At 64.0% G+C, this 14,390-nt stretch carries 14 protein-coding genes; 7 read left to right on the top strand and 7 right to left on the bottom strand.

Annotated features, from left to right (window positions below; genetic code table 11):
• Positions 1 to 40: 40 nt before the first annotated feature.
• Together GCN74_RS05065 and GCN74_RS05060 are read left to right on the top strand one after the other, a co-directional pair.
• Positions 41 to 1,540, top strand: coding sequence for a sugar ABC transporter ATP-binding protein (locus GCN74_RS05065; RefSeq protein WP_152255627.1), 1,500 nt, complete (start codon positions 41 to 43; stop codon positions 1,538 to 1,540).
• A 98-nt stretch (positions 1,541 to 1,638) separates the two neighbouring features.
• Positions 1,639 to 2,649, top strand: a complete 1,011-nt coding sequence (locus GCN74_RS05060; protein ID WP_152255680.1) for an ABC transporter permease subunit — start codon at positions 1,639 to 1,641, stop codon at positions 2,647 to 2,649.
• 74 nt (positions 2,650 to 2,723) lie between these two features.
• Here the strand turns inward: GCN74_RS05060 and GCN74_RS05055 are convergent, their stop codons facing one another.
• The 4 genes from GCN74_RS05055 to GCN74_RS05040 all read right to left on the bottom strand — a co-directional run bounded on the left by GCN74_RS05055 (position 2,724) and on the right by GCN74_RS05040 (position 5,922).
• Positions 2,724 to 3,149 carry a GNAT family N-acetyltransferase gene (locus tag GCN74_RS05055; protein ID WP_152255626.1) on the bottom strand — a complete coding sequence of 142 codons (426 nt, stop codon included), beginning with the start codon at positions 3,147 to 3,149 and terminating at the stop codon, positions 2,724 to 2,726.
• Positions 3,150 to 3,226: 77 nt separating this feature from the next.
• Positions 3,227 to 4,228 carry an NADP-dependent oxidoreductase gene (locus GCN74_RS05050; protein ID WP_152255625.1) on the bottom strand — a complete coding sequence of 334 codons (1,002 nt, stop codon included), beginning with the start codon at positions 4,226 to 4,228 and terminating at the stop codon, positions 3,227 to 3,229.
• Between the two features lie 85 nt (positions 4,229 to 4,313).
• Positions 4,314 to 4,616 (bottom strand): Dabb family protein, encoded by a 303-nt coding sequence (locus GCN74_RS05045; RefSeq protein WP_099377195.1) that lies wholly within the window; start codon positions 4,614 to 4,616, stop codon positions 4,314 to 4,316.
• A gap of 127 nt (positions 4,617 to 4,743) precedes the next feature.
• Positions 4,744 to 5,922 (bottom strand): acetyl-CoA C-acyltransferase, encoded by a 1,179-nt coding sequence (locus tag GCN74_RS05040; RefSeq protein ID WP_152255624.1) that lies wholly within the window; start codon positions 5,920 to 5,922, stop codon positions 4,744 to 4,746.
• Positions 5,923 to 6,175: 253 nt separating this feature from the next.
• Between GCN74_RS05040 and GCN74_RS05035 the strand changes: the two genes are divergently transcribed.
• A complete protein-coding gene (locus tag GCN74_RS05035; protein ID WP_152255623.1) occupies positions 6,176 to 7,876 on the top strand; it encodes an MFS transporter in 1,701 nt (566 codons plus the stop codon).
• Between the two features lie 109 nt (positions 7,877 to 7,985).
• Here the strand turns inward: GCN74_RS05035 and GCN74_RS05030 are convergent, their stop codons facing one another.
• A complete protein-coding gene (locus GCN74_RS05030; protein ID WP_152255622.1) occupies positions 7,986 to 8,189 on the bottom strand; it encodes a hypothetical protein in 204 nt (67 codons plus the stop codon).
• Positions 8,190 to 8,319: 130 nt separating this feature from the next.
• Here GCN74_RS05030 and GCN74_RS05025 point away from each other — a divergent pair, with 130 nt between their 5' ends.
• On the top strand, positions 8,320 to 9,237 hold the full coding sequence (locus GCN74_RS05025; protein ID WP_226938871.1) for a nucleotidyltransferase domain-containing protein: 918 nt from the start codon (positions 8,320 to 8,322) through the stop codon (positions 9,235 to 9,237).
• On the opposite strand, the gene GCN74_RS05020 is transcribed toward GCN74_RS05025, so the two are convergent.
• Positions 9,147 to 10,052: a LysR family transcriptional regulator gene (locus tag GCN74_RS05020; RefSeq protein ID WP_152255621.1), complete on the bottom strand. Its 906-nt coding sequence runs from the start codon at positions 10,050 to 10,052 to the stop codon at positions 9,147 to 9,149. The two genes, GCN74_RS05025 and GCN74_RS05020, sit on opposite strands and share 91 nt — an antisense overlap.
• A 112-nt stretch (positions 10,053 to 10,164) precedes the next feature.
• Between GCN74_RS05020 and GCN74_RS05015 the strand changes: the two genes are divergently transcribed.
• From GCN74_RS05015 to GCN74_RS05005, 3 genes are all read left to right on the top strand, one after another.
• Positions 10,165 to 10,473, top strand: coding sequence for a DUF2798 domain-containing protein (locus GCN74_RS05015; protein ID WP_152255620.1), 309 nt, complete (start codon positions 10,165 to 10,167; stop codon positions 10,471 to 10,473).
• 157 nt (positions 10,474 to 10,630) lie between these two features.
• On the top strand, positions 10,631 to 11,020 hold the full coding sequence (locus GCN74_RS05010; RefSeq protein WP_152255619.1) for a VOC family protein: 390 nt from the start codon (positions 10,631 to 10,633) through the stop codon (positions 11,018 to 11,020).
• Between the two features lie 116 nt (positions 11,021 to 11,136).
• Positions 11,137 to 11,973 (top strand): alpha/beta fold hydrolase, encoded by an 837-nt coding sequence (locus tag GCN74_RS05005; RefSeq protein ID WP_193316972.1) that lies wholly within the window; start codon positions 11,137 to 11,139, stop codon positions 11,971 to 11,973.
• Between the two features lie 84 nt (positions 11,974 to 12,057).
• On the opposite strand, the gene GCN74_RS05000 is transcribed toward GCN74_RS05005, so the two are convergent.
• The gene (locus GCN74_RS05000; RefSeq protein ID WP_152255617.1) at positions 12,058 to 14,145 is read right to left on the bottom strand and encodes a 3-hydroxyacyl-CoA dehydrogenase NAD-binding domain-containing protein; all 2,088 of its coding nucleotides are present in this window, start codon (positions 14,143 to 14,145) and stop codon (positions 12,058 to 12,060) included.
• Between the last annotated feature and the right edge of the window lie 245 nt (positions 14,146 to 14,390).

Below are 14,390 nucleotides of genomic sequence, written 5' to 3'. Positions count from 1 at the left end.
GATCAGGCGGCGCCAGTTTCACCAGCAAGGAAGGACAGTCATGAGCGACGATATTATTTTTGAAATGCGCGGCATCGAGAAGCGCTTTGGCGCCACGCGCGCGCTGCGCGGCGTGCACCTGACGGTGCGCAGCGGCGAAATCCATGCCGTGATGGGCGAGAATGGCGCCGGCAAGAGCACCCTGATGAAGATCCTGTCGGGCGTGTACACGCCCGACGCGGGCGAGATCATCCTCGACGGCAAGCCGATCAGGATCCGCAACCCGGGCGAGGCCCGCGCGCTGGGCATCAACCTGATCTACCAGGAACTGAGCGTGGCCAAGAACATGACGGTGGCGCAGAACGTCTTCATGGGCAGCGAGCCGCAGGGGCCGTTCTGGACCGTCAGGGGCGGCGAGATGCGCGCGCGCACGAACGCCATCCTGGCCGACCTCGGTTCCCGCTTCGATGCGGACACCATGGTGGCCACCCTGTCGATTGCCGAGCAGCAGCAGGTGGAAATCGCCCGCGCCCTCGTGCACGAAAGCCGCATCCTGATCATGGACGAGCCCACGGCCGCCCTGTCCGACCGGGAAACAGAACAATTGTTCCGCATCATCGAAGAGCAGCGCGACAAGGGCCTGGCCGTGCTGTACATCAGCCACCGCATGGCCGAGGTGGAGCGCCTGGCGCGCCGCATCACGGTACTGCGCGACGGCGCCTACGTGGGCGAGCTGGGCAAGGATGAACTGGATCAAAAGAAAGTCGTGCAAATGATGGTGGGCCGCCCCGCCGACGACTTTTATTCGCACCAGCGGCGCACCACGCGGGGTGCCGAGCGCCTGCGCGTGGACAAGGTTGGCGGCGGCAAGGTCAAGCCCGCCTCGTTTTCCCTGCATGCGGGCGAAGTGACGGGCCTGGCGGGCCTGGTGGGCGCGGGCCGCACGGAACTGGCGCGCCTGATCTTTGGCGCCGACAAGAAAGCATCGGGGCAAGTCTGGCTCGACGGCCAGGAAGTGCATATCCAGCGGCCCCTGGCGGCGATACGCCACGGCATCGGCTACCTGCCCGAGGACCGCAAGAGCCTGGGCCTGTTCATGCAATTGTCGGCCATGGAAAACATGTCGATGAATATCCTGTCGCAGCATGCGACGGCGGGCGTGGTCAACCGCGGCGCCCTGACGCAGCTCACGCGCGAGGCGATCAGCAACCTCAACGTCAAGGTATCGGGGCCGGAAGGCATCGTGGGGGGATTGTCGGGAGGTAACCAGCAGAAAGTCTTGCTGGCGCGCTGGCTGGCCATCGCGCCCAAGGTCCTCATCCTCGATGAACCGACGCGGGGCGTGGACGTGGGCGCAAAGAGCGAAATCTACAAGATCATCCACCAACTGGCCGATGCGGGCACGGCCGTGCTGTGCATTTCCAGCGAACTGGCCGAGCTGGTCGGCATCTGCGACAGGGTGATGGTGATGTGCGAGGGACGCCTGACGGGCGAAGTGACGGGCGACGACATCACGCAGGAAAACATCCTCGCCTATGCCACCCTGCAGGAAGCGGCATAAAAACACCTGTCAAAACCTGCCGCGCCCCACAGCCGCCCGCAACGGTTTTGTCAGGCGTTTCAAGAATACGTCTTAAATAATCATTCAGGAGACTCATGATGACAACTAGCACCACCCGCGGCGCCGCGCGCGCCGGCGAACCCTTCAATGCCTCGAATATGATGCGCCGCCTGGGCATGCTGCCCGTGCTGGTGGTACTGTACCTGGCCATGTACGGCCTGACCGTGTATTTCTCGGCCGACGGCACGTCCACCTTCATGACCAGCAACAACACCATGAACATTTTCCGCCAGGTGTCGATCAACATCGTGCTGGCGTCCGGCATGACCTTCGTCATCCTGACCAGCGGCATCGACCTGTCCGTCGGTTCCGTGCTGGCCGTCTCGGCCGTGGCGGGCATGCTGATGTCGCTGTCGGCCCAGTTCGCCGGCTTTTCGATTCCCGCCTTCCTGATCGTGGGCCTGCTGCTGGGCGCGCTCAATGGCGTGCTGGTGGCCCTCGTCGGCCTGAACCCGTTCGTCGTGACCCTGGGCACCATGACGGCCCTGCGCGGCGCCGCCTATCTGCTGGCCGATGGCACCAGCGTGCTGAACACGGAAATCCCCAGCTTCGAATGGATGGGCAATGGCAGCTTCCTGGCCGTGCCCTGGCTGATCTGGCTGGCGGCCGCCGTGGTGCTGCTGACCTGGTTTATTTTGCGCAAGACCACCCTGGGCCTGCATATCTACGCCGTCGGCGGCAACATCCAGGCGGCCCGCCTGACGGGCATCAAGGTCGGCCTCGTGCTGATGTTTGTCTACACGATCAGCGGCCTGTTCGCGGGCCTGGGCGGCGCCATGTCGGCCAGCCGCCTGTATGCAGCCAACGGCAACTGGGGCACGGGCTATGAGCTCGACGCGATTGCGGCCGTCGTGCTCGGTGGCACCAGCCTGATGGGCGGCGTGGGTTCCGTCTGGGGCACCGTCATCGGCGCCCTGATCATCGGCGTGATGAACAATGGCTTGACGATCCTGGGGCTGTCGTCGTTCTGGCAGTATGTGGCCAAGGGTGTCGTGATCGTGCTGGCCGTGATTCTGGATAAATGGCGCCAGTCGCACGCGCAGAATTAAAATCCGGGGTCAGACCCTCAACACCGCTAACGCAAAGCTCTGCGCCAACGTTATCGGGGGTCTGACCCCAGCAGTTAAAACCGCAAGCGCATCTCCACATGCGCAATCCCCGCCTCTTCGAATTGTTCCCCCTGCTGCACGAAACCGTGGCGCGCATAGAATGGCGCGGCCACGCTTTGTGCGTTCAGGACCACCGCGGCATCGCCCCGTTCGCGCGCTTTTTCCATCAATAAGGTCAGGATGGCGCCGCCCACGCCCGTGCCGCGGCCCGGCAGGCGCACGGCCATGCGGCCGATGTGGCCATCCGGCAATAAACGGCCCGTGCCGATGGCGTTGCCGGCATCGTCATAGGCGACGGCGTGCAGGCAGACGGCGTCCATGTCGTCGAGTTCGATCTCGGCCGGCACTTTCTGTTCATCGACGAAGACTTCAAAACGGATGGCGGTGGCGTCGGGGCCCAGGGTGGCCCAGTCGCCGAGGCGGATGGTGTGCTTGGTCATGGTAGGCAGTAGTAAAAGACAGGCCCTTATTGTCGCACGGCCTGCCCTTCTTTAGCAGGGCACTCAGCCCAGCCGCTTCAAGCCAGCTTCACCAGCTGCTTGCCGAAGTTACGGCCTTTCAACAGGCCGATGAAGGCTCCGGGCGCGCTGGCCAGGCCGTCGGCCACGGATTCGCGGAATTTCAGCTTGCCCGTCGCCACCAGGCTGCCCAGCTCCGCCAGTCCCTGCGGCCAGAAGTCCGGCTGCTCGGAAACGATGAAGCCGCGCACGGTGAGGCGGTTGGTGAGGATCAGGCGCGCATTGTCGAGCGGCGTCGGCTCGCCGTTGTAGCCGGCGATCCAGCCGCACACGGCCACGCGGCCAAACGCATTGGTGCGCGCCAGCGCCGCATCGAAGATGGCGCCGCCCACGTTTTCAAAGATGGCGTCGATGCCATCCGGCGTGGCCGCCGCCAGGTCGGCTTCCAGCTTGCCCGCCTTGTAGTCGACGCAGGCATCGAAACCCAGCTCATCGACCACGTACGCGCATTTCTCCGCGCCGCCCGCGATACCGACGACGCGGCAGCCTTTCAGTTTCGCCAGCTGGCCCACGACGCTGCCCACGGCGCCGCTGGCGGCCGACACCACCACCGTTTCGCCCGCTTTCGGCGCCATGATCTGGTTCAAGCCGTACCACGCCGTCATGCCCGGCATGCCCACGGCGCCCAGGTAGGCGGAGGCAGGGATGTGCGTCGTGTCGACCTTGCGCAGCATGGTGCCGTCGGATACGGCCACTTCCGTCCAGCCCAGGGTGCCCACCACCAGATCGCCCGCGGCGAACTTCGGATGCTTCGATTCGAGCACCACGCCCACCGTGCCGCCTATCATGGTTTCATCGAGCGCCTGCGGCGCCGCATAGCTTTTATTGGCGCTCATGCGCCCCCGCATGTAGGGATCGAGCGACAGATACTGGTTGCGCACCAGCAACTGGCCATCCGCGATGGCGGGAATGTCTTTGGTTTCCAGGCGAAAATGTGCCGGCTGCACTTCCTCATTGGAGGCGGGGCGCGAGGCGAGGACGATGCGTTGGTAGGTGGTCATGAATGCTCCTTATCAATAGATAGGATCAGCGGAAGGCTGGGGTCAGACCCGCCGGGTCTGACCCCGGGTGTCTGCTGCGTAACGACTAAATCTCATAATCCATACATTGCCTGGCTTCCCGCACGGCCCCAAAGAACGGCTTGATTTTCACGTGCTCGGGGTGATTCTGGTAGGCGTCGAGCGCTTCGCGGCTGGCAAACTCGCTGTACAGCACGATGTCGTAGGTGGCTTCCAGGCCCGGCTGGGCCACTGCCGCCTCGAATTTCAGGATGCCGGGCACCAGGTCGGAACAGGAATCGAGCAGGGCTTTCAGTTTCAAGGCATTCGTGGCGCGGTCGGCACCTTCGGCGTGGTCTAACAGTTTCCAGAAAACGATGTGCTTGATCATGGTGGCAGGCTGGTTGTTTATCAATGAAGCATTACTGTAACCGCTATCGGCGCGCCTTGCAGGAAGCGGGCCGGAAAGTAAAACGGGCGGCCCTGGAAGCCGCCCGCAGACTGGGTTCACGCAAACATCACAGCACTTCGAACAGGCCGGCCGCGCCCTGCCCGCCACCGATGCACATGGTGACGACCACGTATTTGACACCGCGGCGCTTGCCTTCGATCAAGGCGTGGCCCGTCAGGCGCGCGCCCGACACGCCGTACGGATGGCCGACGGCAATCGCGCCGCCGTTCACATTCAGGCGGTCCATGGGGATGCCCAGGGTGTCGGCGCAATACAGCACTTGCACGGCAAACGCTTCGTTGAGTTCCCACAGGCCGATATCGGCCACCGTCAGCCCCGCTTTTTTCAGCAGTTTCGGGATGGCAAACACGGGGCCGATGCCCATTTCATCGGGTTCGCAGCCGGCCACGGCAAAGCCGCGGAAAATGCCCAGCGGCTGCAGACCTTTCGCTTCGGCCACTTTCGCATTCATCACGATGGCCATAGCGGCGCCATCGGAAAACTGGCTGGCGTTGCCGGCGCTGATGACGCCGCCCGGGATGGCCGGGCGGATCTTGGCCACGCCGTCGTACGTCGTGTCGGCACGGATGCCTTCATCGCTTGAGATCGTCACTTCGCGCGACACCAGCATGCCGCTGGCCTTGTCGGCCACGCCCATGACGGTGGTCATCGGCACGATTTCCGCGTCGAACAGGCCGGCCGCCTGGGCCGCGGCGGCACGCTGCTGGCTTTGCGCGCCATACACGTCCTGGCGCTCGCGCGAAATCTGGTAGCGCTTGGCCACCGTTTCGGCCGTCTGCAGCATGGGCCAGTAGACTTCCGGCTTGTGCTGCTGCAGCCAGACCTCGCGGTACATATGCGTGTTCATCTCATTTTGCACGCAGGAAATCGATTCCACGCCGCCCGCCGCATAGATATCGCCTTCGCCGGCGATGATGCGCTGCGCGGCCAGGGCGATGGCCTGCAAGCCCGACGAGCAGAAACGGTTGACGGTCATGCCGGCCGTGGTGACGGGGCAGCCGCCCCGCAACGCCACCTGGCGCGCGATATTGCCGCCCGTGGCGCCTTCCGGAAAGGCGCAGCCGACCAGCACGTCTTCCACTTCCTCCGCCTCGATGCGCGCGCGCTCGACGGCCGCCGCCAGCACATGGCCGCCCAGGGTGGCGCCATGCGTCATGTTGAACGCGCCCTTCCAGGACTTGGCCAGGCCCGTGCGGGCGGTCGATACGATGACGGCTTCATTCATGCTGTGTCTCCTTGTGGGAATGTTGTATGGTCAGTGGTCGGTCTACGGAATCAGAATAGCACATTTAAGTACGGTCGTTCGCAAAGTTGCGCCGTCTTTTTACCCCGCACAAAGGGCGCGCACTGTAAGCTTGGTGTAAGTTTCAAGCAAGCATGACGTAAGGTTCGGAGAACACACTCGGCTCCAAGCTGTTGCAAGAATGGTCAAAAAAGACCTCGGCACCAGTTCACTATAAAACATAGGGAGACAAACCATGGCATCATCATCCGGCCCGGCCGACGTACGGAAAGTATCCACCAAGGGCACGCCGATCACGCCCGAGGAACGCAAGGTCATCTTTGCGTCATCGTTGGGCACCGTCTTTGAATGGTACGATTTTTACCTGTACGGTTCGCTTGCTTCCATCATCGCCAAGCAATTCTTCATCGGCGACCCCACCACCACCTTCATCTTCGCGCTGCTGGCCTTTGCCGCCGGCTTCATCGTGCGTCCGTTCGGCGCGCTGGTCTTCGGCCGCCTGGGCGACATGATCGGCCGCAAGTACACCTTCCTGATCACCATCCTGATCATGGGCGGCTCCACCTTCATCGTCGGCTTGCTGCCGGGCCATGCGTCCATCGGCATCGCCGCACCGATCATTCTCGTCATCCTGCGCATCCTGCAAGGCCTGGCGCTGGGCGGCGAATACGGCGGCGCAGCCACGTATGTGGCCGAGCATGCGCCTGAAGGCAAGCGCGGCGCGTTCACGGCGTGGATACAGACGACGGCAACCCTGGGCTTCTTCCTGTCGCTGATGGTCATCCTGGGCACCCGCCTGGCGACCGGCGAGAAGGATTTCGAGGCGTGGGGCTGGCGCATTCCCTTCCTGGTCTCCGTCATCCTGCTGGGTATTTCCGTGTGGATCCGCCTGGCCATGAATGAATCGCCCGCATTTGCGAAAATGAAGGCCGAGGGCAAGACCTCGAAAGCGCCGCTGACGGAAGCGTTCGGCAAGTGGAAAAACCTGAAGATCGTCATCCTGGCCCTGATCGGCCTGACCGCCGGCCAGGCCGTCGTCTGGTACACGGGCCAGTTCTACGCCCTGTTCTTCATGATCCAGACCCTGAAAGTGGACCTGGCAACGGCCAACGTGCTGGTCGCCATCGCCCTGCTGCTGGCCACGCCGTTCTTCCTGTTCTTCGGCAGCCTGTCCGACCGCATCGGCCGCAAGTACATCATCCTCGGCGGCTGCCTGATTGCCGCGGCGACCTACTTCCCCATCTTCAACGGCCTGACCCACTTCGCCAATCCGCAGCTGGAAGCGGCACTGAAGAACTCGCCAGTGGTGGTGGTGGCCGATCCCGCATCCTGCCACTTCCAGTTCAACATGACCGGCACCAAGAAGTTCCCGTCGTCGTGCGACATCGCCACGGGCTTCCTGTCGAACAGTTCGGTGAACTACACGAAGGAAGACGCGCCGGCCGGCAGCATCGCCAAGGTACGCATCGGCACGAAGGAGTTTTCCTCGTTTAACGCCGTCATGACGGCCGATGGCCTGAACTTCGATGCGGACAGCAAGGCCCACGAAGCAGCACTGAAGAAAGAACTGGGCGCCGGCATCAAGGAAGCGGGCTACCCTGCGAAAGCCGATCCGGACCAGATCAACAAGCCGATGGTGGTCCTGCTGCTGTTCATCCTGGTGCTGTACGTCACCATGGTGTATGGCCCGATCGCCGCCATGCTGGTGGAAATGTTCCCGACCCGTATACGCTACACGTCGATGTCCCTGCCTTACCATATCGGCAACGGCTGGTTCGGCGGCTTGCTGCCCACCACGGCTTTCGCGCTGGTGGCCTTCAAGGGCGACATCTACTACGGCCTGTGGTATCCGATCGTCGTCGCCCTGGCGACCGTCGTGATCGGCACCCTGTTTGTCAAGGAAACCAAGGATAACAATATCTACGCCGACGATTGATCTGGCGCATGCCCCGGCAGCCATGCCGGGGCGTTCAACGCAAAACGCCGCTGACTGGTCAGCGGCGTTTTTTTATATTTATAGGGCGTATGGCGTGGCGAGCCGGCGCTTATTTGTCGCTCTTGCTCTTTTTCAGCTGGTCGCGCTGCTGCATGTATTCCTGGTAGCTGGTCTGGTTGCGCTTGCGGCAGGCATTGCGGTCGTCGAAATTGTTGAGGCTGTTGCAATACTCGCCGATCTTGTCCCGGTTCGCGTCATACAATACTTCACAGCCGGTAATGGCCAGCAAAAGGGGAACGATCAGATATTTCATTGCTACTCTCATGGATAGGGACGGAATTGCGCGAAAAAAACACCAGATTGCCCGCTCGACAAACGGGCAGCTTTATCTTAACGCGATCTTGACGGAAAGTACAAGCGCTCGGTATTACTTAATGGAAAGGATGACCGTGCACGCCCCGCTGGCGCATGCTATGGTGCACGTTTCTCCCACCGGATTCATGCCAGGCATGCCCGCGATTGCTCCCGCCACCCTGCCCGCCGCCCCGCACGGCCCCCTGCAAGCCATCTTCGGCGCCTTGCTGCAGGACGTGTGCGCCAGCCTGTCCACGCATGCCGGCAACTTGCTAAGCGGCATTTACCTGTACGGCAGCATCGCCCGCGGCGACGCCACGCCGGGCGTGTCCGACCTGGACCTGACCCTGGTGCTGCGCCAGCCAGCCGCGCCGCAGCAACTGGCTGCACTGGAGGCCTTGCGCCTGGCCTTGCAGGCGCGCCACCGGGAGGTGGTCAAGATCGATTTCGATATCGGCCACCGCGCCCAGGTGCTGGCGCCGGAAAACCTGTACAGCTGGGGCTACTGGATCAAGCACCAGTGCCGCTGCGTGTGGGGCGAGGACCTGGCCCCGCACTTTGCGCCCTTCGCGCCGTCGCGCGCCATCGCCCTGGCCGTGAACGGCGACTTCGTTCCCGTGCTGGAAGACTATGCGCGGCGCCTCGATGAGGAGCGCGCGCCTGGCGCCATCGTCCGCCTGCAAAGGGAAGCGTCGCGCAAGCTGATCCGTTCCACCAATATCCTGCGCCACGATGGCGAGGCGGGCTGGCCCGCCGACCTGGACGAGCATGTGACGCTGTTGCTGCGCCGCCATCCCGCCATGCAGGCGCAGGCGGCCTATTTTCTTGCCCAGGCCAGGCCCGGCGCCACGCCGGCCAGCGGCTTTGCGCCGGCGCTGCGCCGGTTCACGCAGTGGCTGGCGCAGCAGCAGGCGAATCAAACGTCCAGTTCCTCGTTCAACAGGGGATTGTCCGCCGCAAACGCGGCCAGGTGCTCGAGCAGCACGCGCACGCGGGCCGGCAGGTAGCGCCGCTGCGTCCACACGGCGTACACGTGGCGCGGCTGCGGCATCCAGTCGGGCAAGACGCGCACCAGCGAACCGCGGGCCACTTCCTTGCGGCACTGCAATAGCGGGCACAGCAGGATGCCGATGCCCGCATCGGCCATCTCCACGGCCAGGCGCATTTCATTGACGCGCAGGCGCGCCTGCGGTTCGATCGCCATGTCGGCGCCGTCGCCGGGCCGCCGCAGACGCCAGCTGCGCAGTGGCTCGGCCACGATCAGCTCATGCTGCGCCAGGTCCTGCAAGTCGCGCGGCACGCCCGCGCGCGCCAGGTAGCCGGGCGCCGCCACCATCACCAGCGAAGCGCTGCCCAGGCGGCGCTGCATCAGCGAGGAATCGTCGAGCGCCCCCACGCGGATGGCCAGGTCGGCGCCGCTGCCCACCAGATCTTGCAGCTGGTTCGACAGTTCCAGCTCCAGGCGGATATCCGGATAGCGCTGCATGAAGCTGATCCAGGCGGGCGTCAGCAAGCCGCTGGCGAAGTTGACGGGCGCCAGCACGCGGATGCTGCCCGAGACGGCCGACAGGCTGGCGTCTAGCTGCTGCGTCGCCTGGCGCAGCGCATGCACGAGGGGACGGCACTGCTCGTAGTATTGCCAGCCTTCCGCCGTCGGCTGCAGTCGGCGCGCGCTGCGGTTGAGCAAGCGGTAGCCCAGCTGGCTTTCCAGCTTTTGCAGCCGGCGCGTGACGGTGGCGGCCGGCAATTCTTCCTTGACGGCTGCCGCATGCAGGCTGCCCGCCTCCACGATGGCGACAAACAGGGCCAGGTCATCGAGCATGGGGCGTCATGTATGATTGCATTTATGGAATTTGAAATTAAAAATATGGCGCTAGTATAGATTGCTGCAAGTCGTTACGCTGCCTTATTCTCAATTTTCCTGAAAGTGCACCATGTCCGAAGCCCTGCGCCTGCGCTGCGTATTTGCCTTCCTGATGTCGCTGGTCATGACCTTGCTGATGAGCGCCTGGGTCACGTGGCTCAATATCGGCCTGCAGGCGGACTTCCTGCCCCGCTGGCGCCATGCCTTCTTTGCCGCCTGGCCCGTGGCCTTTTGCGCCGTGATGCTGTTCGCGCCCCGCGTGCAGCAGATCAGCCGCGCCATCGTTGCCAGGACGACGCGCCCGGCGCCTGCCTGCCCCGTCTGCTCGCCCGCTGCGCCGGCCGGCACGCCGGCGGCCGCCTGTTCGTGTAACCGCTGAGCAGCGCCCGCCCCTTTCCAGCGCCTCTCTCCGCTTCCCCGCCCAGCCGTCCTTAACCGGCAGTTGGCCATCGGCAGTATCACTCGGTTACTCGCGCCCACAGCCGCCCCGATCCGGGCTATGCTATGGCCGTCCTTGTTTTTACAGCGGAGTGCCGATGCTCGATCACGTTTCCCTCACCGTTACCGACCTGGAACGCGCCGAGCGCTTCTACGACGCCATCTTTGCCGCGCTGGCAGTGCCCAAGGTGGGCAGCGACCACGCCAACGCCTGGATAGGCTACGGCGAGCGCAGCGATGCCGGCCACCCCGAACGCAGCTACTTTTCCGTACGCCTGGGCCCCGCGCCCGGCGATGCGCCGCGCCGCCATTGCTGCTTCAAGGCCCCCTCGCGCGCGGCCGTGGAAGCGTTCTGGCACGCGGGACTGGCGCACGGGGGCATCGACCTGGGCGCGCCCGGCCTGCGCCACTATCATGCCAGCTACTACGCGGCTTTTTTGTTCGATCCGGACGGCAACCGCATCGAAGCCGTCTGCCATCGCGCCTAGGCCAGCGGGCAAGACGGGAAATCCGTCTCTGTTCGGCATTTTCACTTCTGCGTGAAATGCCTATAATGGCTGGCACGCCATACCGGTCCCCGGTCCCTGCACCAAGAAGGAGATTCATGCATCATCTATTCGTCGGCCGCCCCGCGCGCACCATGCTCCTCTCCAGCGCCGGCTTGCTGCTGGCAGGCTGTTCCCTCCTGCCGTCCACCCCGGCGATGCCGGGCGTACCGGCCACCGCGGCCCTGCCCGACGCCAGCATCGCCTACACCGTGAGCGGCCAGGCCGGCGTGCCCGTGGTGTTCCAGTCGGCCATGGGCGACGGCAAGGATGTGTGGGCCAAGGTGGTGCCCGAGGTCGTGAAACAGCACCGCGTGCTCGTGTACGACCGTCCTGGCTACGGCGACAGCCAGAAAACCACCACGCCGCGCGACCCCTGCACCATTGCCGCGCAACAGCGCGCGCTGCTGGCGCAAGCGGGCCTGAAACCGCCGTATGTGCTGGTCGGCCAAGGCCTGGGCGGCTTGTACCAGTATGTGTATGCCAGGCTGTACCCGCAGGACGTGGCCGGACTGGTCCTGCTCGACCCCACGCACCCGCAGCAATGGAGCCGCCTGCAGACGGACGCCTCCACCTACGCCATGCTCGTCAAGACGCGGCGCAAGCTGATGTTCAACAGTGCGGAGTCGGCCGAGTTCGATGCCCAGGCACAGTGCCTGCAGCATGTCGACATGGCCAGCCCCCTGCGCGTGCCCGCCATGCTGCTGGTGCGCGACAAGTTCGGCATCGAGGAAATGGGCTCGTTCGAGAACGTGGTGCGGGCGCAGGAAAAGGATTGGCAGCGCCTGTCCGGCGCGCCGGCCGTCGAGCGCATCACGGGCGCCGGCTATTACATCCAGAAAGACAACCCCGTCATCGTCAACGAGGCGGTCAAGATGGTGGCGAAGAAGAAGTAATAAATATCGCTGGCATTTAACCCCAGCAGCAAAATCCGGGGTCGGACCCTGAGGGTCCGACCCCGGTCTCTGCCGTTGGGTTTCTTAGCTGTTGAAACCCTTGCCCTCGCCCGCCAGCTTCACCAGCAGGGGCGCCGGGGTCCACGCTTCGCCGTGGCGGCCTTTCGCGTAGCCGGCGATCGTATCGAGCACGTTCAGCAAGCCGACCGTGTCCGCGTAGAACATGGGGCCGCCGCGGAACAGGGGGAAGCCGTAGCCCGTCAAGTACACCATGTCGATGTCCGAGGCGCGCAGGGCGATGCCCTCTTGCAGGATGCGCGCGCCTTCGTTGACCAGCGCATACACGAGGCGTTCGACGATTTCCTGGTCGCCGATCTTGCGCCGCGCCACGCCGATGTCGGCCGAGTGCTGGACTATCATGGCGTTGACCTGTTCCGACGGATGGGCCTTGCGGTCGCCCGGCTTGTAGTCATACCAGCCGGCGCCCGTCTTCTGGCCATAACGCCCCAGTTCGCACAGCAAGTCGGCCGTCTTCGAATACGTGACCTCCGGCTTTTCCACGTAGCGGCGCTTGCGGATGGCCCAGCCGATATCGTTGCCGGCCAGGTCGCCCATGCGGAACGGGCCCATGGCGAAACCGAATTTCTCCACCGCCTTGTCCACCTGCTCGGGCAGGCAGCCTTCTTCCAGCAGGAAACCGGCTTGCCGGCTGTACTGTTCGATCATGCGGTTGCCGATGAAACCGTCGCACACGCCGGACACGACGCCCGTCTTTTTCAGCTTTTTCGACAGGGCCAGCGCCGTGGCCAGCACGTCCTTGCCCGTTTCCTTGCCGCGGACGATTTCCAGCAGCTTCATCACATTGGCAGGGCTGAAGAAGTGCGTGCCGATCACGTCCTGCGGGCGCTTGGTGAACGCGGCGATCCTGTCCAGGTCCAGGGTGGAGGTGTTCGACGCGAGGATGGCGCCCGGTTTCATGACGGCATCGAGCTGCTTGAACACGGTTTCCTTGACGCCCAGTTCCTCGAAGACGGCTTCGATGACGATGTCCGCCTGCGCGATGTCCGCATAGGCCAACGTGCCGGAAACGAGAGCGATGCGCTGCTCGGCCTTGTCCTGCGTCAACTTGCCCTTCTTGACCGTGTTCTCGTAATTCTTGCGGATGGTGGCCAGGCCCCTGTCCAGCGCTTCCTGCTGCGTTTCCAGCAGCATCACGGGAATGCCCGCGTTGGCGAAATTCATGGCGATGCCGCCGCCCATGGTGCCGGCGCCCACGATCGCCGCCGTCGCAATGGCGCGCACGGGCGTGTCGGCCGGCACGTCGGGCACCTTGCTGGCCACGCGCTCGGCAAAGAAGGCATGGCGCAGGGCTTTCGACTCGGGCGACTGCACCAGCTGCATGAACAGTTCGCGCTCGTACTTCAAGCCGTCGTCGAACTTCATCGTCACGGCGGCCGCCACGGCATCGACGCATTTCAGCGGCGCGGGGAACGGGCCGGACATGGCCTTGACCGTATTGCGCGAAAACTGCAGGAACGCTTCATGGTTCGGGTAGTCGACCTTGCGCTCGCGCACTTTCGGCAGCGGGCGCACGTCGGCGACCTTGGTGGCAAAGGCCACGGCGGCGGCCAGCAGGTCGGCGCCGGGGGCGATCACTTCGTCGAACAGGGCCGTGCCGGCCAGCTTTTCCGACGCCACGGGCGTGCCCGAGACGATCATGTTGAGCGCCGTTTCCAGGCCCAGGACCCGCGGCAGGCGCTGCGTGCCGCCCGCGCCCGGCAAGATGCCCAATTTGACTTCTGGCAAGGCCATTTGCGCGCCAGGCGCGGCCACGCGGTAGTTGCAGCCCAGCGCCAGCTCCAGGCCGCCGCCCATGCAGACGCTGTGGATGGCTGCCACGACGGGCTTGGTCGCGCTTTCCACCACCTTGATCAGGGTATGCAGGGTCGGTTCCGTGAGCGCCTTGGGCGAATTGAATTCCTTGATATCGGCGCCGCCCGAGAACGCCTTGCCGGCGCCCGTGATGACGATGGCCTTGATGGCCTCGTCCGCCAGCGCCTGGCGGATGCCGGCCACGGCGGCCGTGCGCGTCGCCAGGCCCAGGCCGTTGACGGGGGGATTGGCCAGGGTAATGACGGCAACGGCGCCGTTCACTTGATATTCAGCACTCATGTCTCTTCCTTATTGATTTACCGGTTTTTGCTTGGCGATGAGGTGGTTGCAAGGGATGAAGCTTCACTATACCGCATAAAAGAACGCTCGTATTATTTTTATCGCGGCGCGCCAGGCGCCGGTGCCGGCCACCATGGTACAACATCGCCCGCTGCGGCCGGTGGCACCGCTGGCAGAAGGCGCCAGCAGCTATCGAATGCATATCCATTTTAAATAATTAAAACATAACAAGGAAAACACCGTTT

Source organism: Janthinobacterium sp. FT14W (assembly GCF_009208755.1).
In the GTDB taxonomy this organism is placed as follows: Bacteria; Pseudomonadota; Gammaproteobacteria; order Burkholderiales; family Burkholderiaceae_D; genus Janthinobacterium; species Janthinobacterium violaceinigrum.
This window is presented reverse-complemented; position numbering and strand designations above follow the sequence as displayed.